This window comes from Parasphingorhabdus marina DSM 22363 (genome assembly GCF_900128895.1).
Lineage (GTDB): Bacteria > Pseudomonadota > Alphaproteobacteria > Sphingomonadales > Sphingomonadaceae > Parasphingorhabdus > Parasphingorhabdus marina.
In genome coordinates, this window is sequence record NZ_FSQW01000001.1 from 1,211,101 (window position 1) to 1,236,385 (window position 25,285).

General features: G+C 59.7%; 23 protein-coding genes. 11 read left to right on the forward strand and 12 right to left on the reverse strand.

Features of this window, described 5'->3' with window-relative positions:
• Positions 1-3 precede the first annotated feature (3 nt).
• Genes BUQ90_RS06190 through BUQ90_RS06200 form a run of 3 tightly spaced genes read left to right on the forward strand, consistent with a single transcriptional unit; the run spans position 4 to position 3,265 of the window.
• The gene (locus BUQ90_RS06190) at positions 4-924 is read left to right on the forward strand and encodes an ABC transporter permease (protein WP_074204179.1); all 921 of its coding nucleotides are present in this window, start codon (positions 4-6) and stop codon (positions 922-924) included.
• On the forward strand, positions 921-1,721 hold the full coding sequence (locus tag BUQ90_RS06195; RefSeq protein ID WP_074204180.1) for an ABC transporter permease: 801 nt from the start codon (positions 921-923) through the stop codon (positions 1,719-1,721). Before BUQ90_RS06190 ends, BUQ90_RS06195 begins: the two co-directional genes overlap by 4 nt.
• Positions 1,718-3,265 (forward strand): ATP-binding cassette domain-containing protein, encoded by a 1,548-nt coding sequence (locus BUQ90_RS06200; protein WP_074204181.1) that lies wholly within the window; start codon positions 1,718-1,720, stop codon positions 3,263-3,265. Before BUQ90_RS06195 ends, BUQ90_RS06200 begins: the two co-directional genes overlap by 4 nt.
• Positions 3,266-3,336: 71 nt before the next feature.
• On the opposite strand, the gene BUQ90_RS06205 is transcribed toward BUQ90_RS06200, so the two are convergent.
• The 5 genes from BUQ90_RS06205 to BUQ90_RS06225 form a co-directional block, all read right to left on the reverse strand.
• Positions 3,337-4,089 (reverse strand): TorF family putative porin, encoded by a 753-nt coding sequence (locus BUQ90_RS06205; protein ID WP_074204182.1) that lies wholly within the window; start codon positions 4,087-4,089, stop codon positions 3,337-3,339.
• Between the two features lie 304 nt (positions 4,090-4,393).
• Entirely contained in the window at positions 4,394-5,722 is a 1,329-nt protein-coding gene (locus BUQ90_RS06210; protein ID WP_084192512.1) for a mechanosensitive ion channel family protein, read from the reverse strand.
• On the reverse strand, positions 5,719-6,918 hold the full coding sequence (gene metC, locus BUQ90_RS06215) for a cystathionine beta-lyase (RefSeq protein WP_074204183.1): 1,200 nt from the start codon (positions 6,916-6,918) through the stop codon (positions 5,719-5,721). Before metC ends, BUQ90_RS06210 begins: the two co-directional genes overlap by 4 nt.
• A gap of 26 nt (positions 6,919-6,944) precedes the next feature.
• On the reverse strand, positions 6,945-7,781 hold the full coding sequence (gene sseA / locus BUQ90_RS06220; protein ID WP_074204184.1) for a 3-mercaptopyruvate sulfurtransferase: 837 nt from the start codon (positions 7,779-7,781) through the stop codon (positions 6,945-6,947).
• 164 nt (positions 7,782-7,945) lie between these two features.
• Positions 7,946-9,268 (reverse strand): hypothetical protein, encoded by a 1,323-nt coding sequence (locus BUQ90_RS06225; protein ID WP_159437039.1) that lies wholly within the window; start codon positions 9,266-9,268, stop codon positions 7,946-7,948.
• Positions 9,269-9,374: 106 nt separating this feature from the next.
• On the opposite strand from BUQ90_RS06225, the gene queF reads away from it, so the two are divergent.
• From queF to BUQ90_RS06240, 3 genes are all read left to right on the forward strand, one after another.
• Positions 9,375-9,845, forward strand: a complete 471-nt coding sequence (gene queF / locus BUQ90_RS06230) for a preQ(1) synthase (RefSeq protein WP_204244741.1) — start codon at positions 9,375-9,377, stop codon at positions 9,843-9,845.
• Positions 9,845-10,933: a glutathione S-transferase gene (locus BUQ90_RS06235; protein WP_074204187.1), complete on the forward strand. Its 1,089-nt coding sequence runs from the start codon at positions 9,845-9,847 to the stop codon at positions 10,931-10,933. Before queF ends, BUQ90_RS06235 begins: the two co-directional genes overlap by 1 nt.
• A gap of 82 nt (positions 10,934-11,015) precedes the next feature.
• Positions 11,016-11,411, forward strand: coding sequence for an acyl-CoA thioesterase (locus tag BUQ90_RS06240; RefSeq protein WP_074204188.1), 396 nt, complete (start codon positions 11,016-11,018; stop codon positions 11,409-11,411).
• On the opposite strand, the gene BUQ90_RS06245 is transcribed toward BUQ90_RS06240, so the two are convergent.
• From BUQ90_RS06245 to hflK, 7 genes are all read right to left on the reverse strand, one after another.
• A complete protein-coding gene (locus BUQ90_RS06245; protein ID WP_074204189.1) occupies positions 11,412-12,932 on the reverse strand; it encodes a ComEC/Rec2 family competence protein in 1,521 nt (506 codons plus the stop codon).
• Between the two features lie 121 nt (positions 12,933-13,053).
• A complete protein-coding gene (locus BUQ90_RS06250; RefSeq protein ID WP_084192514.1) occupies positions 13,054-14,298 on the reverse strand; it encodes a tetratricopeptide repeat protein in 1,245 nt (414 codons plus the stop codon).
• A complete protein-coding gene (locus BUQ90_RS06255) occupies positions 14,295-15,875 on the reverse strand; it encodes a helicase HerA-like domain-containing protein (RefSeq protein WP_074204191.1) in 1,581 nt (526 codons plus the stop codon). Before BUQ90_RS06255 ends, BUQ90_RS06250 begins: the two co-directional genes overlap by 4 nt.
• 95 nt (positions 15,876-15,970) lie before the next feature.
• Complete coding sequence (locus BUQ90_RS06260) at positions 15,971-17,509, reverse strand: DegQ family serine endoprotease (RefSeq protein WP_204244742.1); 1,539 nt, start codon at positions 17,507-17,509, stop codon at positions 15,971-15,973.
• Positions 17,510-17,794: 285 nt separating this feature from the next.
• Entirely contained in the window at positions 17,795-18,235 is a 441-nt protein-coding gene (locus BUQ90_RS06265; protein ID WP_074204192.1) for a nuclear transport factor 2 family protein, read from the reverse strand.
• Positions 18,236-18,241: 6 nt separating this feature from the next.
• Complete coding sequence (gene hflC, locus BUQ90_RS06270; RefSeq protein ID WP_420812011.1) at positions 18,242-19,081, reverse strand: protease modulator HflC; 840 nt, start codon at positions 19,079-19,081, stop codon at positions 18,242-18,244.
• 11 nt (positions 19,082-19,092) lie between these two features.
• Entirely contained in the window at positions 19,093-20,184 is a 1,092-nt protein-coding gene (hflK, locus tag BUQ90_RS06275; RefSeq protein WP_420812009.1) for a protease modulator HflK, read from the reverse strand.
• A 71-nt stretch (positions 20,185-20,255) separates the two neighbouring features.
• Between hflK and BUQ90_RS06280 the strand changes: the two genes are divergently transcribed.
• The 5 genes from BUQ90_RS06280 to BUQ90_RS06300 are packed head-to-tail and all read left to right on the forward strand — an operon-like array spanning position 20,256 to position 25,285.
• The gene (locus BUQ90_RS06280) at positions 20,256-21,230 is read left to right on the forward strand and encodes an Mrp/NBP35 family ATP-binding protein (RefSeq protein WP_074204194.1); all 975 of its coding nucleotides are present in this window, start codon (positions 20,256-20,258) and stop codon (positions 21,228-21,230) included.
• A 29-nt stretch (positions 21,231-21,259) separates the two neighbouring features.
• Positions 21,260-21,697 (forward strand): CoA-binding protein, encoded by a 438-nt coding sequence (locus tag BUQ90_RS06285; protein ID WP_074204195.1) that lies wholly within the window; start codon positions 21,260-21,262, stop codon positions 21,695-21,697.
• Complete coding sequence (locus BUQ90_RS06290; protein ID WP_084192515.1) at positions 21,687-23,999, forward strand: xanthine dehydrogenase family protein molybdopterin-binding subunit; 2,313 nt, start codon at positions 21,687-21,689, stop codon at positions 23,997-23,999. Before BUQ90_RS06285 ends, BUQ90_RS06290 begins: the two co-directional genes overlap by 11 nt.
• A gap of 3 nt (positions 24,000-24,002) precedes the next feature.
• The gene (gene hemH, locus BUQ90_RS06295) at positions 24,003-25,025 is read left to right on the forward strand and encodes a ferrochelatase (RefSeq protein WP_074204196.1); all 1,023 of its coding nucleotides are present in this window, start codon (positions 24,003-24,005) and stop codon (positions 25,023-25,025) included.
• Positions 25,016-25,285 carry a ribbon-helix-helix domain-containing protein gene (locus BUQ90_RS06300; protein ID WP_074204197.1) on the forward strand — a complete coding sequence of 90 codons (270 nt, stop codon included), beginning with the start codon at positions 25,016-25,018 and terminating at the stop codon, positions 25,283-25,285. The genes hemH and BUQ90_RS06300 overlap by 10 nt, the downstream gene beginning before the upstream one ends.

The following is a 25,285-nucleotide window of genomic DNA, read 5'->3' on the forward strand; positions in this document are numbered from 1 at the left end:
CGGATGCTGGCGCTGGTTGCCAGGCGGCTGCTGACAGCCATTCCCACATTGCTCGGGATCATTTTGGTATCCTTTGTCCTGATGAAGCTGGCGCCCGGCGGTCCGTTTGACGGAGAACGGCCGCTGGCACCGGAGACCCGGGCGGCGCTGCAATCGGCCTACGGGCTGGACCGGCCGATCTGGGAACAGGCATGGATCTATGTCTCGCGGCTCGTGCAGGGCGATTTCGGGCCATCGCTGGTCTATCGCGATTTCACCGTCACCGAACTGGTCGCGCAGGGTCTGCCCGTTTCGCTGACGCTCGGAGGTCTGGCGGTCATCCTCGCCATGCTGGTTGGTGTTTCTCTCGGGCTGCTGGCCGCAATCCGTGCCGGACAGGCGACGGACAAGGCGATCATGATGCTCGCTACCGTGGCGACGGCCTTGCCGACCTTTGTCACCGGCCCGGCGCTGGCCTTGTTTCTGGGGCTCTGGCTGGGCTTGTTGCTGGTGTCGGGGCGCGGTGATGGGGTCGCCTGGCTGATCATGCCGGTAACCGCGCTGGCCTTGCCCGTCGCGGGGGCGATTGCCAAGCTCACCCGGGCCGGTCTGGCATCGGTCCTGAAACAGGATCATATCCGTACGGCACGGGCCCGGGGATTGCCAGAGAGCCGGATTCTCCTCCGACACGGGCTGCGGCCGTCGCTGGTGCCCGTGGCCAGTTATCTCGGTCCGGCCGCGGCGGGATTGCTGACCGGGGCCGTGGTTGTGGAAACGGTCTTCGGGCTCCCCGGACTGGGGCGTTATTTCGTCCAGGGCGCGCTCAACCGGGACTATCCCCTGGTGCTCGGTGTGGTGACGATCTATGCGGCGCTGATCATCCTGTTCAACCTGTTTGCCGACCTGATCTACGGCTGGCTGGATCCGCGGATGCGGGAATCATGAAGCGGATCCTGCGCCTCCGCCACTGGCCCTTGTGGACCGTTTTCCTGCTCGTGGGACTGGCGCTGATCCTGCCATTCGTCCTGCCCTGGAGCCATGAGCAGATCGACTGGGATGCGGTCCGCGCACCGGCCTTTACCGGTAGCCATATATTCGGGACCGACGATATTGGCCGCGACCGGCTTGCGCGGTTGATGGCGGGTACACAGATAACCGTCATGGTTGCTGTGGCCGCAGCCCTGGTATCGCTGGTCATTGGTATCGCCTGGGGTGCAACGGCCGGATGGATCGGCGGCCGGGTAGACGAGGCCATGATGCGCTTTGTCGATGCCCTTTATGCGCTGCCCTTCATGTTCATTGTCATTTTGCTGATGGTGATTTTCGGGCGTTCGATCCTGCTTGTTTTTGTCGGCATCGGCTTGGTCGAGTGGCTGACCATGGCGCGCGTGGTGCGGGGGCAGGTCATGGCACTCAAGGAGCGCCCGTTCATACTCGCCGCCGAAGCTGCGGGCGCCCCGCCGCTTGCCATCATCCTGCGCCATATCCTGCCCAATATCGCCGGTGTTGCGCTTGCCTATCTGATGCTCACCATTCCGCAAGTGGTGATGGTGGAGAGCTTTCTGTCCTTCCTCGGTCTCGGTGTGCAGGAGCCGCTGACTTCGCTGGGAATCCTGGTCAAGGAAGGGGCGGATGACATGGACATGGCCCCGCTCGGGCTGTTTTTGCCCGGCGGCGTGCTGGTTCTGATACTCGTCTGTCTGACGATCGAGGGGGAACGGCTTCGGGATGTCTATTCATGAGCCTCTATGAAATCCGCGATCTCGGGATCATGATCGGTGACAACCGCCTGGTCGAGGGCGTGGACCTGGATGTCCGGGCCGGGGAGTGCACGGCGATTATCGGCGCTTCGGGTTCGGGCAAAAGCCTGACCTGTCTGACGCCCTTCGGGCTGACGCCGGGCCGGTTCTCGGGCCAGGTACTGCTGGATGGCCGTGATCTGGCCAATGCCGCTGCCGCCCAGCTGCGCGAAGCCAGGAGCCAATTGGCGGGATTTGTGTTTCAGCAGCCGTTGACCGCCCTGACGCCGCATTTGACAGTAGGTGCCCAATTGCACGAGGCCACGACCCAGGCCGGAGGGCCGCGACCGTCCCGATCAGAACTGGCCCGGCAACTGGAAAGGGTCGGATTGTCACGCGCGGACGAACGGCTCGACCAGTTTCCGCATCGGCTGTCAGGCGGCGAGCGTCAGCGTGTGATGATCGCGGCGGCCATTGCTCACGATCCGAAATTGCTGATTGCCGACGAACCGACCAGCGCTCTGGATGCGACACTGCGCCGGGAGATCATGAACCTGCTGGACAGGTTGCGCGCCGAGCAAGGACTGGGCTTGCTGTTGGTCAGCCATGATCTGGCTGCGGTGGCGGATCACGCCAATCAACTGGTGGTTATGGACAAGGGCCGGGTTGTGGAACGCGGACCCGCCGCCAGCCTGATTGCCGAGCCGCAAGAGGATGTGACCCGGGAACTGATCGCCGCGATCCCCGACCTGAACGAGCCGCCACCTCGCTTGCCGCCGGTGGGAGACCGGCAACTGGTTGCGGAGGCCCTGACGGTTTCCTTCCCCAGGCCAGGCTGGCGGCGCGGGACGATACAGGCGCTGGTCGATGCGGATTTCGAAGTGGGGGAAGGCGAAGCGCTGGCCATTGTTGGGGGGTCCGGTTCGGGAAAATCGACCCTCGGCCGGGCGATAGCCGGCATTGGTCCCGTCACGGCAGGAACGATCCGGTGGAAAGGTGAAGAGTTGCCTGAACGCCGAGGGCGCAGCCAGCGGATGCGGAAACTGGTGCAGCCCGTTTTTCAGGATCCTGTCGCCAGTCTGGATCCGCAATGGACTGTTGCGGACATTATCGCCGAACCGCTCGGATTTCTGCGCCCGGACATGTTGCCGGAAGAACGGATCGAGAAGATTCGGGACTTGCTGGGCAAAGTCGGACTTTCTGAAGACCAGGCAGAGCGGTTTCCGGCCAGCCTGTCGGGCGGCCAGGCCCAGCGTGTGGCCATTGCCAGGGCGTTGGCTGCCGATCCCGACATGCTGGTTCTGGATGAAGCGACATCCGCTCTCGACCCGTTGATCGGATCGGGTATTTTGCAGTTGCTGGGCGAATTGCGCGACAGCAACCGCCTGAGCATATTGTTCATCACCCATGACATTGCCGCGGCGAGGCGGCTGTGTCACCGGGTGATCGTGCTGGATGAAGGCTGGATTGTCGAATGCGGGGACATGGAGACGGTCATCACCGATCCGCAGAGTGCAGTGACGCGCAAGCTGGTTGCGGCAAGCTGAAAAAGGCCGCCCCGTTTCCGGAGCGGCCTGATTGGTGACGAAACTGGTTGTGAATCAGAACCCGAAGCGGATCAGAATGCGACACCGAGTGTGAACACGAACGCACTGTCCGTGAAATTGTTGATCGAAGGTGCATCGGTATCCGTATAAGCGACGGTGGCTGTCAGGTTTTCTGTCAGCGCCCAGTCTGCACTGAGGCTCCAGTCCACATAGTCATCTACGCCGACGACACCGGCCGGATTGCCGAGCGATCCCTCGTTGATGCCGATATTGGCATTGAGCGTGATCGGCGTGTCCGGAATGCCGCCGGAAACCCCAGTATAGATATAGACATTGTCGCTGTTGCCCAGGCTGGATTGCGACCAGGCATAGGCAATCCCGGTTGTCAGTTCGACAGGACCGAGCGTGGTGGAAACCGAAGCATAGGGTTCGAAATAATCACTGGGACCAGCGACCCCGCCTTCACCATTGGGGTAGAAATAGTAGAGCAGACCGACATCAAGAGTGAGGCCGTCTGTCACGTCTCCTGACCAGCCAGCATAGAGGTCCAGCTCGGTATGTCCGAATGTCGGACTGTCTTCAATCGAAGAGCCCCAGGTGCCGATATAGAACCCGCTTTCGTGAGCGACGTCGATTCCGCCCTGGATGGCAATGTCGCCGTCAGAGAAAGACAGGCCGCGGAAGCGATAGTCAGAGGTGACCGCTGCGTTTCCGGAAATGGTGATGCCCGAGGATTCGACTTCCTGGGCCAGTGCCGGCGTGGCAGTGGAGGCGAGCAGAACCGCAGTCGCTGCGGTAAGTTTCTTTAAAGTGGACGTGCGCATGAAAATTCCCTTCTGTTGGATGCGTATCGCCCCTCCTGGAATTTGTTCCGGTTGTCTTTTTATTGCGCCAGCAGGGCCGGCAGCAGACAATCTCAAAACATGCAGGCAAAAGCTGCCTCATTTTGCTGCGCCGCACAACCGAAAAATGACAGCAAAGGTGACATAAATCCCGGTTGTGATATTATTGACACAGCTGTCAATTTGTCCGGACATCCGCCAGAAATCACCGGTTTCCGGGATATATAACAGGGGTTTGCAGGAAACGTCCCGAATATGGCTGAAGCAGTCAAAATTGCATCAGGTGTTATTCGGCGGCAGGTATTTTCGTGCTGTCTGCCGATTCGCTGGCAATGGGCACCGCGGTTTTGGCCGGCATGGTCCGGACATGAATATCGCGCTGCGGGAACGGGATTTCTATGTCATGCTCCCGGAACAGATCCCAGACCCGCTTGAGCACCGCTGCCTTGAAATTGCCGACCCCGGACTCCGGATCCTTGATCCAGCACCGGATTTCGAAATTGACGCTGTTGTCCCCGAATTCGAGCATCCACACGACAGGCTTGGGATGCGTAAGGATCCGCGGCACGTCGTCACAGGCTTGCGACATCAGTTTGATCGCATGATCCATATCGGTATTGTAGGATACGCCCACCGGGATGCTGATCCGGACATTCTTGTTGGAATAGGACCAGTTTTCCACTTCCTGGGTCATCAGATTCTCGTTCGGAATCAGATGTTCCTTGCCTTCGCGGGTCAGCACCGACACCGCGCGGACCCCGATCTTGTTGACCCAGCCGAAACTGTCGCCGACCGCGATGACATCGCCCGGCTTGATCGACCGATCCATCAGCAGGATGATCCCGGCGATCAGGTTCCCGATGGTTTTCTGCATCCCGAAACCGATGGCGAGACCAAAGGCACCAGAGAACACGGCCAGCGCAGTCAGGTCGATTCCGAGAACATCGAGACCCAGAATGAACGCGGCGCCGAGTATCGCCACCGTGGCCAGTTTCTGGCCGAGGACTTTTTGTGCACCATCGAGATCGGAATTGGAAATGACGTGGCTGACCAGCTTCATCAGGACACGCGCGACCGCGAGCAGGATGACCGCGGTCATGATCGTGCTGACGACGACGAGCAGCGAAATGCGGTTGGTGCCGACATCCACGCCAACCCGCGACATCGCGGTGGTGATGCGGTCAATATTGCCGACCAGGCCCAGGGCCGTGGCTCCGAAGACGGTCAGGCCCATGACCGTTCCCAGCCAGTCCGGCATCCGTACGCCGCGGATCAGGTCATTGGTGAACAGGCCCATGCTGATCGCAATGGTGAGTGCAAGGATGACCTGTGCTATCAGACTCCAGTCATAAATCCCGATGAAAAATCCGCAGAGAATGAAGGTCGTGAACCGCCGGGTCATGTCACGGATGCGCCGACCGGCTAGCTCGCTTTCATATCCGGCCCGGGTTTCCCACAAATGGCGCAGTTTGGGGCCGACATATTTACTGAGAATCCAGCCGGCACCAAGCGCAACCACTACCAGAAGGGAAGCAACGCCGGCTTCAATCAGTTGCACATTGCCAAGCGTATCAGGGACAAGGGATTCCAGCCAAGTAAGGAAATTTTCGATCATGATCCGGCACCATGATAGTGTTCAAAAGCATTGGCAAGGTCCGCGATCAGATCGTCCGGATCTTCCAGGCCAATATTAAGCCGGACGAGCGCGCCCTTGCCTTTCCATTCCGTAGCGGTCCGATGCTTCGCCGGGTCCACGGGCAAGGCCAGGCTTTCATAACCGCCCCAGCTGTACCCAATGCCAAACAGGTCCAGCGCATCGACAAAAGCGGCCCGCGAAGCTTCATCACCCTGCTTGAGTTCGAAGGAAAACAGTCCGGATGACCCGAGAAAGTCGCGTTTCCAGATTTCGTGCCCCGGACAGTCGGGGAGTGCGGGGTGCAGGACCAAGCCGACTTCTTCTCGTTCTTTCAGCCAGCGGGCGATGGTGAGGGCACTGCTCTCATGCTGGCGCAACCGGACTTCCAGCGTCCGAAGTCCGCGTGCGGCGAGATAGGCATCATCTGGCGAAACCACCTGACCCAGTTGCTGTGCCGTGCGCCGTAACCGGTTCCAGTATTTGTCATGCGTGGTCGCCGCGCCCAGCATGACATCGCTATGTCCGACAATATATTTGGTCGCCGCGACAATCGAGATGTCGACGCCTTTTTCCAGCGCCGGGAAAAAGCGGGACGTCGCCCAGGTGTTGTCGAGCAGCGTCGTAATTCCTGCCTTCCGCGCAGCTGCGCAAATGGCCGGCACGTCCTGCACCTCGAAGGACAGACTGCCGGGGCTTTCCAGAAGTATCGCCCGGGTCTTGTCGGAAAACAGGTTCGCAATGTCCGCACCAATGAGCGGATCATAATAATGGGCGGTGACCTCCATGCGTTTCAGGAAAACATCAGCAAAGCTGCGGCTCGGATCATAGCTGCTGTCGGCTATCAATATCTCGTCACCGGGTTTCAGTACCGCCAGCAAGGCACAGGAAATCGCGGCAACACCGGACGGATAAAGCATCGTTCCGGTGGCGCCGGGCTCCATCTCGGTCAGCGCATCCGCGAGCGACCACTGGGTTGGCGATCCGCGGCGGCCATAGAAAAACCTGCCGTCGGCATTGCTGGTCAGCCCTTCGCGCAGGGCCACAACATCTGGATAGAGATGGGTGCTTGCCCGCCATACCGGCGGATTGACCACGGCCCCGGTCCATTCGGAGCGGCGTCCGGAATTGGTCGCCTGTGTCGCGGGTTTGAGAGGTTTGCGCGGCCTGTCAGTCAAAGCACTGTTCCATGGCCGCGTCCGTATCAGGCGGTCGCTTTGGGCGTGTCCGCGTCGGCGCCCCATTCCGACCAGCTGCCATCATAGAGCGCCAGCTTTTCGCCGCCTGCCAGAGCGGCAGCGAAGGATACCACCGCCGCGGTCATGCCGGACCCGCAGGTCGTCACGACCGGCTTGCCCAGATCGACACCGGCATCGTCGAAGATCGCCTTGACCTCGTCCGGTGATTTCCAGGTGCCGTCGGCATTGTAAAAGGCGCTGTGCGGAATATTCACCGATCCGGGAATATGGCCCGAGGCGATCCCCGGGCGGGGATCTTCTTCGGCACCGGTGAAACGCCCGGCGGGACGCGCATCAACAACCTGTTCTTCCTTGCTGTGCAGATTGGACAGCATGTCGGCTTTCGTGCGGACATCCTTGTCGTCTTTCCAGACCGTGAAATGGCGGTGACGCAGGGCTTCCTTGCCGGTTTCCAGCGGGCGACCTTCGGCCTTCCACTTGGCAATGCCGCCGTCGAGAATCGCGACTTCATGAGCACCGAAAATGGTCAGCATCCACCACGCCCGAGCAGCACTTTTCAGCGGACTGTCATCGTAGAGGACGATGCGGCTGCCGTCGCCCAGTCCCAGTGACTGCATGCGGCTGGCAAATTTCTCCGGTGGCGGCAGCATGTTTTCAATCGGGTTGCCGGTGTCGGTCAGGTCTTCGAGATCCATGAAGACCGCGCCGGGGATATGACCAGCTTCATATTCGGCTGCCGGATTGCGTCCGGCATCCGGCATGAATTTGGTGGCATCGACGATGCGCAAATCCGAAGCGCCCAGTTCATTTGCAAGCCAGTCGGTTGTTACCAGCAATTCCATATCATGCTCCTTGTGTCAGCGGACGCTGCATGTCCGCAGACCAGACCTGTCGCGACATCATGGTGATTCGCGTTTGAACCCGCGAGGCTATAACGCATTGTCCACAGAATCCACAGCCAATCTGTCATTTGGACAAATCATTGATATCGGGCAATTTCCGGTTATCACGTTACCAGTGCGCGTTGCCCGACAGGGGCAAAGCTGCCCGGTCCCAGATCGAGGCGAAACGGGGCCATTTTCTGCCGCGGCGGATCATATTCCCGTCCGACGACAAAGGCCGCAACCTGGCGCTGCTTTTCTCCGTCTCCATCCAGATATTCGACGGCAAAGCGGGCCAGAGGAATGAATAGCGCCTGGGACTTGAATGCAATTGGTCGAATGGCCGTGAGTGGCAAGCGCAATTCCCCCTGCAGCGTCACCGATTGTCCGGCAGCCAGAGAAGGCAGCTCATGCAAAGGCGTGTGCACGAGACCGAGATCAGATACCGCGATATCCTTTTCGGCCTGGGCCATGGCACCGGACACAGCAAGATTCGACAGATTGTCCCCGCCTTCATTAGTCAGAATGATTCGATAACTGACCAGCGCATTGATCAGGGTCGAGGATGCGGATTCCGCGACAAATTCGATTTTCAGATGCCCCCAGCGCTGCGGACGGGCCGATCCGAAATTCCGGACAACAGGCTGCGCATCGGGTTCGGCCGGGGGCTCGGCTGTCGATCCGCGACCTTGTGTATCGGATAGCGGGTCGAGCAGGTGGTCCAGATCGGGTTCCGGAAGGGTGGCCCGGGATTCGGGATCCACCGGTTCTGTTGGAATGAATCGTTCTGCCGAGTCCGCGCGGGACTGGCTTTTCCGCCGCCAGATTAACGCGGCGACGAGTGCGGCCAGCAGCAATAGGAGACCAGCACCGATCAGAAGATATGTCGATGAGGTTTCAGTTTCCGGAGTTGGTCCCGGTGCCGCTCCAGCGGGCGCAGGCTGCTGGGTATCTGCTGGCAGTTCCGTTGGGTCGGTATCAAAGGAGAATCCCGGAGCCGGGCCAGATTCGTCCGTCGAAACGGGGGACTCTGGCGCAGCGGGTCTGGTCGTTGCAGGCGGGGCTACCGGAGCAACTTGCTCAGGCGCCGGGCTGTCCGCGTCCGTTGCCGGTGCGGATTGGGGAAGTGATTCCGGAACCGGCAGTACGGGAAGCGGAGATGCCGGTTGCGCCGGTGTTTCGGTGGCAGGTTCCAGAGGTTCCGGCGGCGGGACTTCATCTGCCGCGGGGCCTTGCGCCGGTTCTTCGGCAGGTTCGGGCTCATCGCCGGGTGGCAGGGAATAATCACTGACCGAGGGCAGGTCCGGCGGCGGGGGTTCCAGCGGCTCGGGCTGGGAAATCTGCGCAGCCACCGCGACGGCCTGCCCGCACAGCACAAAGGCTGCACCGGCCATTACCAACCCGCGCAGGCGCTGCCATATCATTTCAGACCGTCGAACTTTACTCATTGCCCTCTTTGACCCTGCATGTCGCAATAACGGTTTTACTCACTGAACCCTTTATGAATGTTCACCATGGGATGACACGGGATGCCCCGTAGACTAGATGACCTGCATGACAGAAGATGATTCCGCCTCGCCCGCGCCCCGGTTTCTGGGTCAGGACAGTCCATTGCCCGCGTCTCCCGAAGAAGCGGTGCTGGACTATGTCCCCAACCCGCGAGCCGGTGAGCTTTACCTGACACGCTTTGCCGCGCCGGAATTCACCTCATTATGCCCGGTGACGGCCCAGCCCGACTTCGCCCATCTGGTCATCGACTATGCGCCGGACAAGACGATTGTCGAGTCCAAGTCGCTGAAGCTGTTTCTCGGCTCGTTTCGCAATCATGCCGCATTTCACGAGGATTGCACTGTCGGAATTGGCCAGCGCCTGTTTGACGAAATGCAGCCGAAATGGCTCCGGATTGGCGGATACTGGTATCCGCGGGGCGGGATCCCGATTGATGTGTTCTGGCAGTCGGGCGAACCGCCAGCAGGCCTGTGGATCCCCGATCAGGGCGTCGCCCCGTATCGCGGGAGAGGCTGATGTCCGACACGCTCTACGGCGCGCCGCTGTCGCTCTATTCGGGCAAGGCCCGGGCCTATATGGACTGGAAAGGGGTGGACTACACCGAAACCCTGTCTTCTGCCGATGTCTATCGCGATATTATCGTTCCGAAAGTCGGGCGTCCGGTGATCCCGGTTGTCGCTACACGGGATGGCACTATCCTCCAGGACACGACCTGCATTATCGACCATTATGAGCAGCAACTAGGTGGACCGTCGGTCTATCCGGAAGGTCCACGGCAGAAACTGGTGGCGTTGCTGCTGGAAGTGCTCGGCGATGAATGGCTGGTCATCCCGGCCATGCACTATCGCTGGAACTATAATGAGGAATGGGTTTACGGCGAATTTGGTGCTGCTTCGGCCCCCGAAGCGAGCAAGGAAGAGCAGCTCGAAATTGGCCGCAAGCGCGGAGCGGATTTCAAGGGATTCTGTCCGATACTGGGGATCAATCCGGACACGATACCAGCAATCGAAGCGAGCTATGAAGCCTTGCTCTCGGACCTTGATGCCCATTTTTCCGCGCATGACTATCTGCTCGGATCCCGCCCTTCGATCGGCGACTATGGCCTGATCGGACCGCTCTATGCGCATCTGTATCGGGATCCGGCGTCCGGCGAGATCATGAAACGTCTCGCACCGCGGGTGGCGCAATGGGTCGAACGGATGGTCGACGTGAAGGCCCCTTTGTCGGGAGAATTTCTCCCGGACGACGAAGTTCCGGCGAGTCTGATCCCGGTGATCGAGCGGATGATGCGCGAGCAATTGCCGTTCCTCCAGACCTCGGCGGACATGCTAACGGCCTGGGCCGCGGCCAATGCTGATGCCGAGATACCCCGCGCTGTCGGCATGGCGGAATTCACGGTCGAGGGTGCCACCGCCCAAAGGATTGCACCACCTTTCAGCCTGTGGATGTTCCAGCGGCCGCATGATCATTATCGGGATCTGGATGATGGCGAAAGGGACACGGTCGATGCCTTGCTATCCGGGATATCTGGCGCCGGTGGTTTTCAGGATTTTCGCCCCGGCCCGCGGCTGGTATTTGAAGATTTCCGGCTGGCACTGGCCTGATCCGGCCAGCAAAGACAACGGCGCGTCGCTTTTTTTGCGAAGCGACTAGGAATCGTAACACACTAACACTAGTGTTAGCAGAATGACTGCTGTCCCCCATCACCACGCCATCGCGATTCAGCCCGACGATATCGATTTCATGGGGCATGTGAACAATGCCAATTATCTGAAATGGGTGCAGGACGCGGTGATCGCCCATTGGCAGCATATCGCACCGTCCGACGCGGTGGCTTCGCATCTCTGGGTCGCGCTGAAACACGAGATTACCTATCGCAAGCCGGCTTTTCTGGACGATGATGTGATCGCCGAAGTGCTGCTCGAAAAGGTCCATGGCGCGCGCGCATTCTACAGCACCGTGATCCGGCGCGGCGAGGATGTACTGGCCGAAGTCCAATCCAGCTGGTGCTGCGTGGATGCCGACACGCTCCGCCCGATGCGGATTGCGAAGGATATCGCAAACCGCTTTTTCGGCAGCTGACTATCCGCCGACCGAACGCGGGATGAGCATACCGTTTTCAAGCGTATAGCGGAAATAGAACCACTTTTTCTTTTCCGAATTGATCTCGTTGCGAAAGGCGGTGATCAGGCGCTTTCCGTCTGTTTTCAGATAGATGGCACCGTCCACTTCGACATTGGACCGGGCCAGCGTCCGGATGAGATTGGCGATCTTCAGCGTCCGTGTTTCGGTGACATTGGTGAGCTGTTTCTCGATTGTTTCCTTGAGGTCGAACGCCAGATCTTCATCCTCCTTTTCGCGCGTGGACCGCTGCAGCTCGGTCGAGAGCAGGACCGGGGAAATGCCGCGGCCGTGCCGGCCCAGCCGCCCCAGCAGGTCCGGGCGGGGATGGACATGGCCTTCCTGATCTCCCGAGGAGATGACAAAGGCCGCCGGATGCACCGAGCTCAGAAACTCATCGGTGACATCGGCCGCGCCGTGGTGACAGACTTTCATGACATCGGAGCGGAAGGTCTTGCGCGCCTCGGCGACAAAGATCTCGCGCTCGACAATCGTGTCGGGCCAGTTGTCGATGCCGGTATGCTGTTTCATCAGGAATTTTTCGGCTGGGGCGTTGAGGTCGCCGCCAAACAGCACGCTGAACTCGCCATATTCGAGCCGGAGCAGGACCGAATGGCCGTTTTTCGTCTTGCCGTAATTGCCGCCCAGCACGCGTAACTTGTTTCCGTCTCCATCATTTTCGACCCACGGGCCGAGAATCTCGATACTGTATGCGGCGCTGCCGGTCGGTGCAAAGCCGGGGAGCCAGGACCGGCCATCATGGGAATCTCCGTGCACTGTGGACACCATGGCATAGGAATCGACTGCGGACCGGTTCAGCGCGTGTCGCATCATTTCGGGATAGGAAAAGTCGCTTTCCTGCGTGTCAAAGCGGGCGCGGGTGTCGGAATCTGTCACTGCGAGGTTGCGCAGATAGGAGCGTTTTTCTCCGGGTCGCCGTTCTTTGCCGCCGAGTTTTTCATATGATCCGGATATCGCCTTTTCGACGAGTCCGCTGTGATAGAGATGCTTGAAGCGGGCCTCCGTATCCCGGAAAATCGGCGTGAAACCGCCATAATGATCTTCATCGGGATGGGTGACGATCGCCGCATGGAACTGCAAATCGGCTTCGTTGCGCAGGATCTTGAACCGGTCGTTGAGAAATTCGGCCATATGGTGCTTCTTGCCGGCATCGATGACAAGGATCCGTTCGTTCAGGTCCCTTTCCGGCGTGATTACAACGCAGCCGTCTCCCTGACCGACATCCACAAAAATGATTTCCAGCGGCCGTTCGGATGTGGTGAATTCGGTCCGGATTTTCAGCGGCTGCGGATTGCTCCCGGAGGCGCCCCAGATGACATGGGTCCACCCGTCCGCCGGCGGGCTGGCCGGATCGAGGGTGAGATAGTCGCCCCAGAGCACCTGACGCACTTTTTCCCCCGCAGGGGTGAACAGGAATATGGGTTTGTCATCGCTGGACAGATCGACAAAGACATGGCTCATTACACTTCTCCGGTTCCGGATACGGGAAGCGACCTTTTTTCAAATGCATAGCATATTGGTCCCGGTTGTGCATCCGGGAAGGCAAAGCCTTTCCTTCAGGCCTCCGGACCAACTAGTCCGGCTACTGCGCCTCTCCGGCCATGGATTTGACGAGCGCATCGCGAAGCGCTGTCGCGTCGGAATCTCCGGCCGCTATGGCCTTTTCGAACCAGACCTTTGCCATATCCGGATCTTTCAGCAATCCGATACCATCGCGATAATTAATGCCGAGATAGCGCATGGCTTCGCCATCGCCCAGTTCGGCGGCCTTTCGGAAAAGGGCGGTGGACTTGCCCCGGTCTACATCGACTCCAGTGCCATTTTCATAGGCAATCGCCAGTTTTATCATGCCGTAACTGCTCCCCTTGGAAACAGATTGCTGGAGCAGGGTTTCACCTTTTTCGACATCCATTTTAACCTGGTCGCCTTCCAGATACATCAGACCCAGATTGGCCTGCGCATAGTCGTCCCCCGCTTCGGCTCCCTTGGTGAACCAGGACAAGGCGGCGGCAGTGTCCTTTTTCGTTCCGCGCCCGTCTTTGAAGAAATTTGCAAGATTGTTCATCCCCGCACCGTCACCATTTTCGGCGGCAAGACGGTACCAGTGAAATGCGATATCGTCGTTTTTCGAGACGCCCTGGCCATTTTCGAATATGACACCCAGAGCGAAATAGGCAGCAACATTGCCTTTACTGGCAGCGCGGGAATACCAGTACAGCATGTCGCGCATGCTTTTTTCCACGCCCCGGCCCTCTTCAAATGATCGCGCGAGCTGGTACATGGCATCGGCCCGTCCGGCGTCGGCGGCACGCTGGAACCATTTGACCGCTTCGACCTCGTCCCTGGCAAAGCCAATGGCAAACCGGTAGTTCAGGCCCAGAAAATGCATCGCCTTGGCATGGTCAAGATCCGCTGCACGCGCATAAAGGCTGTTCGCCTTGTCGAGATCGATATCGACGCCTTCGCCCTGTTCATAGGCCAGACCAAGACTGGTTATTGCGGGAGGATGTTTGAGTGCTGCGGCACTTTCAAACCAGCGAAAGGCCTTCGCATAGTCTTTTTCAGTACCTTCTCCGTTAGAATAGGCGAGGCCCATGCCATATATTCCCACCGGGTCATCCAATTTTGCCAGACGCTGGTAGACCTTGAACAGATTGTCATAGTCTTTCTTGTCGATCAGTTCATCCGCCTGATCCTGCAATCGGGATATCTCCGTTTCCGAGTCCGACTCGGTCAGCGCGGTGGCCGGGGAAGAGATTGCGAGGAGGCTGCCCAAAATTATCGTGAGCCACATCCTTGCGAGAGTATGAGCCCCCATGCGCTTCATCGCATCAGTCCGCCGATCAGGTTGCGGACAAAGCGGCCGGCCACGGGGCCGGCGAGATCGGTTGCGATGGAACCTGCAGCGGATGTGACGCCGGAGCGCATGGGATTGGCGCGCGATTTCTTGCCGAGCATGGCGGAAGCAGCAATGGCTGCAGCAGAACCGGCGGCAACCTTGGCGCCGCGGCTGAATGCCTTTTCCCAGATACTCTTGGTCTTGCGCGGACGCTTGCGGACTTCTTCCTCGCCCTTTTCCTCGACTTCCCTGGCGGTTTCGACAGCATCGGTGGCTTTGGCGAGGAGAATTTCTTCGGCGGACTCGCGGTCAATCTCTTCCTCATATTTGCCGTCAAACGGCGAGATGGACTGCATGATCGCCCGTTCCTTCGCGGTGACGAGCCCCAGGCGCGAACGCGGCGGCTTGATCAGCGTGCGTTGAACAATGGACGGCGCGCCGTCTTCCAGCAATGTCGACACCAGCGCTTCGCCCACCCGCAATTCGGTGATCGCTTCCTCGACATCGAGATCGGGATTGATCCGGAACGTGTCGGCGGCGGCCTTGATCGCCTTCTTGTCGCGCGGCGTGAAGGCGCGCAGGGCATGCTGCACCCGGTTGCCCAGCTGTCCGGCGACATCTTCCGGGATATCAATCGGATTCTGGGTCACGAAATAGACACCGACACCCTTGGAGCGGATCAGGCGAACCACCTGTTCGATCTTGTCCTCCAGTGCCTTGGGCGCATCTTCAAATAGCAGATGCGCCTCGTCGAAAAAGAAGACGAGTTTCGGTTTTTCCGGATCGCCGACTTCGGGCAGGGTTTCGAACAGCTCGGCGAGCAGCCAGAGCAGGAAGGTCGCATAGAGCTTCGGACTGCGCATCAGCTGGTCGGCGGCAAGGACGTTGATATAGCCGCGGCCCTGATCGTCACATTGCAGGAAATCGTCAATCTCCAGCGCGGGTTCGCCGAAAAACTGGCCGGCGCCCTGACTGTCCAGTTGCAGCAATTGCCGCTGGATCGCTCCGACACTGGCCTTGGAGACATTGCCATATTTGGCGGACAATTCCTTGGCATTTTCTGCGGTGTGCGCGAGCATGGATTGCAGATCGTCGAGATTCAGCAGCAGCAGACCCTGCTCGTCGGCAAAGCGGAAGACGATGTTGAGCACGCCTTCCTGGGTCTCGTTGAGATCCATCAGCCGGGCCAGCAGCAGCGGGCCCATCTCGCTGATCGTCGTGCGGATCGGATGACCCTGCTTGCCATAGAGATCCCAGAATATCGCCGGATTGTCGGAATAGGCATAATCATCCATGCCCAGTTCTTTCGCGCGTCCCTCGAGCTTGTCGGCATGTTTGAATTGCGGGGATCCGGCCATCGAGATGCCAGCCAGGTCGCCTTTGACATCGGCGACAAAGACCGGCACGCCATTGGCGGAAAAGCTCTCTGCCAGGCCTTGCAAGGTTACGGTCTTCCCGGTGCCGGTTGCGCCCGCAATCAGGCCGTGGCGATTGGCACGTGACAGATTCAGACTCTGCCGCTCGCCGCCTCCCAGCCCCAGAAAAATCTCTTTTGCCTCACCCATTTCGAATCCCCTCGACGTTTCGGTTTCTGCTTATTGATGGGCAAAGAAAAAGGCCAGCGCAAGCCGGCCTTTCCCAAAGTTACAATTTTGCGAGCCTAGTTTTCGTTCAGACGTACCGCCAGGAATTGCGGATCCCGCCCGCCGCGCTTGATTTGCAGCAGCACGGCTTCCCGGTTGGCCCGCTTGGCCGAACCGATCGCCTTGTCGAGATCAGGTGCGCTGTTCACCGGACGACGATTGACGCTGGTGATCAGGAAACCGCGACGAATGCCTTTTTGTGCAGCATCGCTGTTGGGATCAACCGACGACACGACAACGCCTTTCTGGGACGCCGATACACCGATCTGCCGGGCAATGGCCGGCGTCAGTTCAACAACCGAGAGACCCAGGGCATCGGCGGTGGCCTGCGCGCTATCGCCGTCTTCATCGGCACCCATCGCATCTTCTGCATCGGGATCAAAATTGCTTGCCAGCTCCTCTTCGGAAGGTCGCCGACCCAGGGTGGCATTGACCTTGACCCGCTTGCCGTCGCGCAGCAGCTCGATCGGAACTTTCGTGCCGACCGGGAGATTGGCGACAAGGAAAGACAACGTCTGGTCCGGCGTCACGTCACGGCCATTGACCATGACGATCACGTCACCGGCCTGAATCCCGGCCTTTTCCGCGGCTTCGCCGTCGACGACGCTTTGAATGAATTCGCCGCGATTCTTTTCCAGACCAAGCGAATCCGCGAGATCTTCGGTCAGCGGGCTGATCTGTACGCCGAGATAGCCGCGCTCGACTTCTTCACCCTTTCTCAGGGTATTGACGATCGGAACCGCGACTTCTGCCGGGATCGCAAAGCCGATGCCGACATTGCCGCCGGTGGGCGAGATAATGGCATTGTTGATGCCGATCACATTGCCGTTGAGGTCAAACATCGGACCGCCGCTATTGCCGCGGTTGATCGAGGCATCTGTCTGCAGGAACCGGTCATAGGCGCCGCCCTGACCGGTATTGCGGTGGATCGCCGACAGGATGCCCGTGGTCACGGTGCCTCCAAGCCCAAAGGGATTGCCAATGGCAATGACCCAGTCGCCGACACGGGCTGTCTCGCTGTCACCAAATTCGACAAAGGGCAGATCCCGGTCGGCATTGATTTTCAGCACGGCAATATCCGAAGCCGGATCGCGGCCGACTAATGTAGCATCATATTCGGTGCGATCGGGCATGATGACGGTGATCGATTCGATCGTCGCATTGCGATTGCCCGGAGCCACGACATGGTTGTTGGTGACAATATAACCGTCAGCCGAGATGATGAAACCGGAACCCAGGGACTGGGCCTGGCGAGTCCGTGTTCCATTATTGTTGTCACCGCCGCGACGATTGCCGAAAAGTCCGCCAAAGGGGGTTCCGGCAAAGGGATTGTTGCTGACCCGTACGCGCTGGGTGGTGGAGATGTTGACGACGGCCGGTTGCAGTTGCTCGGTCAGGTCGGCAAAGCTCATCGGGGCACCGGCACGCGGTGCTGCGGCCCGCATGGCCTGGCTGTCATTTGCCGCAACCTGGGCACCGGCAATGCCGACACCGGACAGGGTCGCTGCACCTCCTGCCAGGAGCAAGGCTGCTGAAATTCCGTAAGCGTAACGCACTATATATTCCTCTCAACAAGTTCGCATCGATGCTGAACGCCCGATACCCAATTCATTCACATTCGCCCAAATGATTGGCGCGGAATTATGAACCGAATTTGAATATTACCACAGTCAATCGTCAAGATCAGCTTTTCGGTGGGCGTTTTTGAAATGCATGAGGGCTATTTGGGTTCTGCACAGGCATTTCGCAAGCCGGGAGTCGCAGATTTGTCGAATTTTGTGGGACTTTTGCCGAAAATCGACATTTGTAGTCGATAACGGAATTTTTTGTGTTCCAGAGACCTAAAACGTGAATTCGCCATCCGTCGAGACGGGATTCTGCTTGCCAAATTCCAGAGATTCGTTGGCCAGCTGGGTATCAAAAAATTCGTGGACCGAGGCGATTTTCCCTTCGCGGAAGGTGAAGATGTGGACATAGCGCTGGTCGTAACGCTGCCCGTTGCGGGCGACACCTTCCGCTTCCATGATCGCGGTGATGCCGTCCGGCCCTTCGTTCATCACCTTCCATTTGCTGGCAAACCGAAACCGGGTGAAATCCAGTGCGTCAAAGATCAGCGGCAGCGCGGCTTTCAGCGCCGCAAAGCTGTCATAGCGGCCGGAGATAATGGTGTTGCCCGAGACATTGTAGACGACATCCGGCTGATGCAGCGCTTCAAACCGCTCGAGGTCAAGTTCGGCCAGAGCCGTATAAAAGGCGTCGACAATCTCGCGGCTGGCGGACATCAGGCCTTATCGGCCGCGGAACTGGCGCAGATACTCGTTATCCGGGGAGAGCACGAAGGACGAAGTGGAATTCGCGTCATTACCTTGCCGGAAGGTGGTTTCATAGCTGCGCATGGCCCGGTAGAAGTCGTAAAATTCCGGATCCTTGCCAAAGCTTTCCGCATAGGTGCGGGCAGCACTGGCATCCGCTTCGGCGCGGATGATAGCAGCCTGTTTCCGGCCTTGGGCCAGAATCGTGCGGGCTTCCTGCTCACGCGCCGTCCGCATCCGCTGATAGGCACTTTCCAGCGGCGTGCCATCGGGCAAATCGGCGCGCTTGATCCGGACATCGACAATCTCTGCACCATATTGACGGGCGACACGATTGAGGCCGGTCTGGATATTGTCCATGATCTGGCCGCGCTCCGGTGTCAGCAACGAAGCGAAGGGGCGTTTGCCCAGCTCGTTCCTCAGCGCAGATCCGAGAATCGGACGCAGTTCGTCCGCGACTCGGGCCTCGTTACCGGCCGCAATGAACATGCGCAGCGGATCGGTAATCCGGAAGCGGGCAAAGGCGTCCACCTGAAGGCGCAGCTGATCGGTGGACAGCACCTGTTGCTGCTCCATCTCGACGTCGAGGATGCGCTTGTCGATCCACACAATCTGTTCGGCAAACGGGATCTTGGCAATCAGGCCCGCGCCGGTCTGGCCGAATTCCATGCCGTTCTGGTAGCGGTTCACGATCCGGACAGGTTCACCAAAGCGGACGACTACACCCTGACGGGTTTCGGGGACGATCACGGTCGTGTTCAGGAGAATGAACAGGCCGCCGATCACGATGACCGCAAGGGCAACCGGGTTTTGCATCAGTCTGCTGATCATTGGCCGTCTCCCGCCGGTGCCGCCTCGGCCCGTTTCTTCAGTTCCGGAAGCGCGAGATAGGGCGTCACCCCGCTCGGCTCCACAATCGTCTTGTCGACTTCGGATAACACGCGCTCCATTGTTTCATAATACATGCGCTGGCGGGTCACGCGAGGTGCCAGCCGATATTCTTCGTAAACCTTGTCAAAGGCGGCGGATTCACCCTGGGCCTGCGCGGTCAGCTGCTGGGCATAGGCGCGGGCTTCGTTGAGGAAGGTTTGCGCGGTCTGCTGCGAAGCAGACACTTCCTTGAAAGCGTCGTTCACTGCGGCGGGCGGATCGGCTTTCTTGATCGCGATGCCGCGAATAACCACGCCGGCCCCATAGCCGTCGAGCAGGGCCTGCATGGTGGTTTGCACCTGCTGTTCAATCTCGGTCCGTTCCGAGCCAATTGTATCATCGAGTGTGAAATTCGCTACCGCGGCCCGCATGGAGGCTTCTGCGACTTCCTTGATGGTTTCTTCCGGTTCGGCAATCTGGAACAGGAACAGCTCGGCGGCCTTGATGTTCCAGCGAACCGAGTAGGCGAGATCGACAATATTCTGGTCGCCGGTCAAAATCAGCTTTTCTGATTCCCCGGTTGGAATATCGATGGTGCGAATTTCTTCCACGTCCAGTTTGCTCACCTGTTCCAGGGGAGCGGGCAGCGAGAAGTGCAGGCCGGGCTGCATGGTCCGGGAATAGGAGCCGAAGAAGGTGACAACGCCGCGCTCTTGCGGGCTCACCCGGTGGATGCTGGTCAGCGCCACCCACAGAATGATAAAGCCGAGAATGAATATCGGCCACCAGGAGCGACCGCCGGGACGTTTCGGGATACCGCCCTTGAAACCGCCACCGGTGCCCTTTTTGAAAAGCTCTTCCAGGGACGTTGCGCCGCCCTTGCGGCCGCCACCGCCGGATGATCCGCCGGAAGGATTGCCCCACGGATTGCGAGGACCACCGCCATTTCCGTCGCCACCGCCATTGCCGTTGCCCCAGGGATTGCTCATGCCGAATATCGAACCCAGAAACGATTTTTGGGGCGCCTGCCCGTCAATTTTTTTGTCCATGGTTTCTTTATAGGTAGCGCGATGCCAGAAAAACAGTGTCAATCGGATAAAAGTGCAACTATGCGAAACAAATGACTGATATTTCCACCATAGAAGCTGCTCTGGCCGAAGTTGCAGATGGCCGGTTCAGTGCCGTGAAACTGGATGACGGCCGGGTATCGCTCGTTCTCAACGTCAGCGGTCTTGACGTCCGGGACCGCGGGCAGATCGAAATTGCCGTGAAAGGCCGCCTGCTCGAACTGGACGGGGTGACCAAGGTTGATATCGTAATGACGGCAGAGAAAATCGAACGCCGTCTGATTGCTGTGGGCAGCGGCAAGGGCGGCGTCGGCAAATCCACGCTTTCCACCAATCTGGCGATTGCGATGCGCGCGCTCGGCCGCAAGGTCGGCATGGTCGATGCGGATATTTACGGCCCGTCCCAGCCGCGCCTGCTCAATTGCGAGGGCCAGCGTCCGGAAGCGGAGGGCAAACAGCTCATCCCCGTACCCAATGAATATGGCATCCCGGTCCTGTCCATGGGGCATCTCGCCAAACCGGGTCAGGCCATCGCCTGGCGGGGCCCGATGGCGGGCAAGGCGCTTGAGCAGCTGATCAATGCGCACTGGGGCGATGTCGAGGAGCTGATTGTCGACATGCCGCCAGGCACGGGTGATGTGCAATTGTCGATGATGCAGAATCACAAGCCGGTGGGCGCCGTGATCGTGTCGACGCCGCAGGACCTCGCCCTGATGGATGCGGTGCGCGCGGTAGATCTGTTTGAACAGGCCAAGATACCGGTCATCGGCATGGTCGAAAACATGGCAGGCTATGCCTGCCCGCATTGCGGCGAGATCAGCGATCCGTTCGGAGCGGGCGGCGCCGAAGCCGCGGCAAAGACCATGAACATGGCGTTTCTCGGCCGGGTGCCGCTGGACATGGATATCCGCAAGGCCAGCGATGGTGGCGTGCCCCCCGCAGCCACTGACGGCGGGCAAGGGCAGGCCTTTCATGATATTGCCAAACGGCTTGTGACGTGGTTGGATAATCAAAAGGCTGCCGCCTGACGACCCGGTTGAGCACAAGGAATGGTATCATGCCCCTGGAAAGTGACGAAGAAATTGCGGCTCTCCTGACCAAGGTCCAGAGGATCGCCCTGGTTGGAGCATCTGCCAAGCCGGAACGGGCCAGTAACCGGATCATGAAATTCCTGCTTGAACAGGGCTATGAGGTCATCCCCGTCAATCCCGGACTGGCGGGCCAGCTATTGCATGGTGTCCCGGTGGTGGAATCGCTGGATGCCATCGAAGGTCCGATCGACATGGTGGATGTTTTCCGCAATTCCAAAAATGCGGGACCGGTGGTCGACGATGCGATTGCGATCGGCGCGGGTTCGGTGTGGCTGCAACTGGGTGTGATCAACCGTCCGGCGGTGGAACGGGCCGAAGCTGCAGGGCTGCAGGCAGTGATGGACAAATGTCCCAAGATTGAAATTCCCAGGCTCGGGCTGTTGAAGACTGCGCATGACAGCTGAACCGGAGATTCCCGAGCAGGATCAGCCGGCGGAAAAGGCCCGCGCATTCTCCTTGCCGAAATTAAACCGGCGGCAGATTCTCATTGGCGGTGGCGGAGCAGCCGGTCTGGTGCTGGCCTGGGCGCTGTGGCCGCGCAGTTATGCGCCGAACCTGACCGCAGCCGACAATGAAGAGATATTCGGGGCCTATCTGAAAATTTCCCGCGAAGGGCTTTTAACGGTCGCTGTGCCGCAATGTGAAATGGGGCAGGGGGTCTATACCGTGCTGCCACAGATCCTCGCCGGCGAGCTGGGTGCGGACTGGCGCACCGTTGCGGTGGAACCGGCACCGGTCAACCCGCTTTATTCCAATACCGTGCTGGCCGAACAGTGGGCCGAGACGATTCTGCCTGCCGGTGCCGACAAGATGACCGAAAGTGAAACGGCGCGCTGGCTGGCCGCGAATGTGGCGATGCGCAACGAATTTATCGTGACGGCGGATTCCACGACCATCCCGGCCTATGAACAAAGCTTTCGTGATGCGGGTGCGGCGGCCCGGGTGTTATTGTGCAAGGCCGCCGCGGCGCGATGGGATATCGCCTGGGAAGCCTGTTCCGTTGAAAACGGGTTGGTCCGGCATGAAGACAAGAGCTTGCGCTTCGGCGAACTGGTGGATGATGCCGCGAAACAGTCGCTGCCCGATCCGGTGCCGCTGCGGCCCAGCCCGGAAAATAATCTGGTCGGTCAGGATGTGCCCCGCCTTGATCTGCCGTCAAAGCTGGACGGATCAGCCAATTTTGCCGGCGACATACGCCTGCCGGACATGGTTTATGCTTCGTTGCGACAGGGACCGGTCGGAGACACGTCGCTGAAATCCTTCAACCGCGAGGCGGCCAGCAAGGTGATCGGGCTGGTCGAGGTAATCGAAAATGACGGCTGGCTGGCGGCAGTGGCCACCAACTGGTGGGCGGCCAACCGGGCGCTCGACCTGATGGCGCCGGTCTTCGAAACGCGCGGTCTGTTGCCCGACAGCGGCAAGATGAACGTCGCGCTGGAGGATGCACTCGACGCGGGTCCGGGGGTTCGCTTCTTGTCTCGCGGGGATACGGCGCCGGTTTTCGAGGAAGATATCAGCAAGCGGGCGCTGTACGAGGCAGATATTGCCGTTCACGCGCCGATCGAAACACAGACAGCCACCGCGGATTACAAGGACGGACGCCTGCAGATCTGGCTCGCCACCCAGGCGCCGGTTGCAGCGATTGCGACCGCCGCCCGGGCGATCGGCATCAGCGAAAAGCGGGTCACGCTCTACCCCATGCTGTCGGGCGGATCGTTCGGACGCAATCTCGATTGCACGATCGCAGCGCAGATCGCCGTCATCGCAGAGCAGCTCGAGCGGCCGGTTCAGCTGACCTGGTCGCGGGCCGAGGACATGATGCACAGCCATTACCGGGCCCCGGCCCATGCCCGGCTGGATGCCGCAACCGACGAAGCCGGGCGCATTCAGGCGCTGCAGGTGAAAGTGGCCGCTCCTGCCGCCGCGCGCGAACAGAGCAAACGCCTTTTCAGCGGCGCAACGATGACCGAGGCGATGCAGGACACTCTGGGCGAACCCGATTCCCGGGCGCTAGACGGAGCGGAAATTCCCTACAATATCCCCAATGTCACGGTCGACCACCACCCCGCCTATGTCGGGGTGCCGACCGGCAACTGGCGCAGCAATGCAAGCAGCTACAACGCGTTTTTTGTGGAATCCTTCATCGACGAGCTGGCCAGCCGGGCCGGGGTCGAGCCGCTGTCCTATCGCATGCAGATGCTGACCGGTCAGCCGCGCCTCGCGCGCTGTCTGACCGGCGTGGCCGCGATGGCCGGCTGGGATGGCGGACTTGATGGCAGCGGGCAGGGCATTGCCTGTCACATGATGCATGGCGCGCATATCGCGGTTATTGCCAGCGCCACCCGCGGAGAGGGCGGGCTGAGCGTCCGGCGGATTTCCGCAACGGTCGACATCGGCCGGATCATTCACCCGGACATTGCCCGGCAGCAGATTGAGGGCGGCATCGTCTTTGGCCTCGCCATGGCGATGGGCGCCTCGACCAGGTTCGAGGATGGCTTGCCGGTCGCAAAGCGGTTGCGGGATCTTTCTCTTCCCCGACTGGCGGAAGTCCCGGATGTGCAGGTGGAGTTTATCAAGAGCGAAGAGGAGCCGGCCGGGGTGGAGGAAATTGGTGTTCCGGCCGTCGCGCCAGCCATTGCCAATGCGCTGTTCTCTGCTACGGGTGTGCGCTTCCGGCAATTGCCCCTGTTTTCCGAGGCCAGCTAAGGCATGACGACCATCTCTGACCAGACCACAACCCTGCCCGCGGACCATCCCAAAGTGGCTTTTGGCAAAACCGGCCTGTTGCTGGTCAATCTGGGCACCCCGGATGCGCCGGATACGCGGTCGGTGCGACGCTATCTGAAGGAGTTTCTGTCGGATCGCCGGGTGGTCGAGATCCCATCGATCGTCTGGCAGCCGATTTTGCGCGGTATCATCCTGAATACCCGGCCGCGCAAGTCGGCGGAAGCCTACAGTCTGGTCTGGACCGAGGAAGGTTCGCCGCTGGCTGTCCATACCCGGGATCAGGCCCATGCGCTGCAAAAAAGGCTGGGCGAGGGCGTGATGGTGGACTGGGCGATGCGCTACGGCAATCCGTCTGTCGCCAGCCGGATTAACCGGCTCAAGGATGCCGGCTGTGAACGCATTCTGGTCGCGCCGCTTTACCCGCAATTCAGCGGTGCTACCACGGCCAGCGTGCATGATGCAGTATTTGATGCAGTTGCGGCCATGCGCTGGCATCCGGCCTTGCGGTTTCTGCCGCCCTATCATGATGATGACGCCTATATTGCCGCGCTGAAGGACAGCGTCGAAGCGGGGCTTGCGTCTCTCGACTTTGAACCGGACGCGATTATTGCCAGTTTCCATGGCATGCCGCAGCGCACACTGGAGCTGGGCGATCCCTATCACTGCCATTGCCAGAAAACCGCGCGGCTTTTGTCCGAGGCGATGGGCAGGGAACTGACCATCGCTTTTCAGTCGCGCTTCGGTCCGGCGAAATGGCTGGAGCCGGCGACCGACACGATTCTCGAATCGCTGCCGGGGCAGGGGAAGAAAAACGTCGCGATATTTGCACCCGGTTTCTCGAGCGACTGTCTGGAGACCTGCGAAGAACTGGCGATCCGGGGCGAGGAACAGTTTACCGAAGCCGGCGGCGAGAAATTTGCCTATATTCCCTGCCTGAATGCCAGCGAAGGCAGCATCAACATGCTCGAGACCTTGATCCGGCGGGAAATGTCGGGATGGATTTAGACGAAACCCGGCCAGACATTTTCCATCCGCCGGTCAAGCGCAGCGTGACCATCGCCGGCCATCAGACATCGATTACTCTGGAACCGCTCTTTTGGGATCTGCTCAAGCAGGCCGCCGATGTCCGGTCTCTGCCAGTGAACGCGCTGGTTGCACGGATTGATGTCGCACGCCTCGAAGCAGACGAACCACCGGGGCTGGCGACGGCCATCCGCTTGTGGCTGACGGATGATCTGCTTGGAAAATCGGACGAGGCCGACTAA